Origin of the sequence: Pseudomonas sp. WS 5078, from assembly GCF_012985745.1 — a bacterium.
Lineage (GTDB): Bacteria > Pseudomonadota > Gammaproteobacteria > Pseudomonadales > Pseudomonadaceae > Aquipseudomonas > Aquipseudomonas lundensis_A.
Map to the genome: position 1 here is coordinate 1 of NZ_JAAQWX010000032.1, position 1816 is coordinate 1816.

The following is a 1816-nucleotide window of genomic DNA, read 5'->3' on the forward strand; positions in this document are numbered from 1 at the left end:
CCCCCCAACTGGATCGGTGTGCTGCAAAAAATGCCCGCCGCATTGATCACGAGATGATGACCGCCTGCCATCAACGTCAGGTTCGCGCCTGCATCCAACGTCACCAGGGCCCCGGCCTTGAGGTGGACTTCCTGCCCGGCCTGCGCCAGGACGCGGTGCCCGGCAAAGGTATGAACGCTGCTCGCGACCTGCTGGTGGTCGCTGCCCTTGATCTGCACGTTGCGGTCCGCGCTGATGGTGCGATGTTCGTCAGCCTCCAGCACGCTGATGCTGTTGCCGCTCACGATTTCTTCGCGCTGGCCGTCTACCTGCAAGCGGCAGTCATGCTTGATGTGTTGTTCGAGGTCACGCTGCGCATGCAGGTAAATCAGCTCTTGGTCTTTGCGGTCTTCGATGCGCAACTCGTTGTAACCGTTGCCGCCGGGGGTACTGCGGCTGCGAAACACGCTTTGGGTCTTGTTGGCCGGCAAATCCAGCGGCAACGGGTTAAGGCTGTTGGCCAGGCACCCGGAAATGATCGGGCAGTCCGGGTCGCCATTGACGAAGTCCACCAGCACTTCCATGCCGACGCGCGGGACGGTAACGCTGCCATAGCGCTCCCCCGCCCAGCTCGACGAAACCCGCAGCCAGCAACTGCTGCGCGCATCGGTGTCAGGGCTGCGGTCCCAATGAAACTTGACCCGCACCCGGCCATACGCGTCGCAATGGATCTCTTCACCCGCCGGGCCCGTGACGCGGGCGGTCTGGCTGCCGTAAATGCGCGGCTTTTCGTACACCCTCGGGGCACGAAAGCTGGCGATCTCCGGCGTTCCCTCAAAGGTGTTGCGATAACCCTGAAACCCTTCACCGGCGGCTGACGCGACTTCTTCCAGCACTTGAGGCTGGTGCCCTTCGTGCCGCACGCGGGTCAGCAGCCACTGCCCATTGTGGGCGGCGGTCGGGTGCTCACTGAGGGTCAGAAAATGGCCACTGAGTAACGCGGGCTGATCGCTCTTGCCGCTGACCACGCAGTGTCGGGATTGATGGCGTTCCAGTGCGCGCAGGCTGTGGCGCTTGCCTTCTTGCTCACGGGTGAAGTGGCCGGGGTAGGAGTAGCGTTCAAGCGGGCGCATCCTGGAGGGCGAATGGCTAGCTGCCTCGAGGGTGCGTCCGGCTTTTTCGAAATCGTAATCGCGGGTAAACGTGCTGTTGGTGCACGCGTGCAGGCTCATCTGAAAGTCATTGACCGCAGGGCCTTGCGCAACCATGCCGCTCCCCGGCACGTAGGGCGTCGGCGCTTTGAGTGGGGTAAACGCCTGCTGCTTGTCACCGAATACCAGCACATGGCTGTCAGACGCATGTTTGAAGTAATAGTGAAAACCTTCTTCAAAACACAGGCGCTGGATGAAGTGCAGGTCCGACTCGCCGTATTGCACGCAATAGTCGCGAGCCGGGTAATCCGAGAACCCGGCAAACACGTAGGCATCGTTGAAAATGCCGTGCTCCTTGAGCACTTGCCCGATGATCTGCTGCACGGTCAGGCGCTGGAAAATCCGGTGGTTGGTGCGATGTGCGAGGTAAGCCAGCCTGGGGACCAGCGTCAGGCTGTAATGCGTGAGGCGTTTTCCGGTGCTGGCGCGGGTAATGCGCTCAATCTGCCCGTGAATGCCGTGGCGGGATGAAAACGAGAGCCAGGCTGGCTGGTGCAGGAGGGCGTCAAGGTCAAGACTGGCCCGCTCACTGACCAGTTCAATGTCGAATGAAAACGGCTCGCTGATGGCCTCTTCACCTTTGAAGGCCAGCACCGAGAAGGGCTGGTCGTTGCCCATGAGGGTGA

At 61.4% G+C, this 1816-nt stretch carries 1 protein-coding gene; it reads right to left on the reverse strand.

The genetic code is table 11. From position 1 onward, the window contains the following. Window positions 1-1816 (reverse strand): type VI secretion system tip protein VgrG (locus HBN68_RS21890; protein ID WP_170000662.1); only part of this gene is annotated, 1816 nt, incomplete at both ends.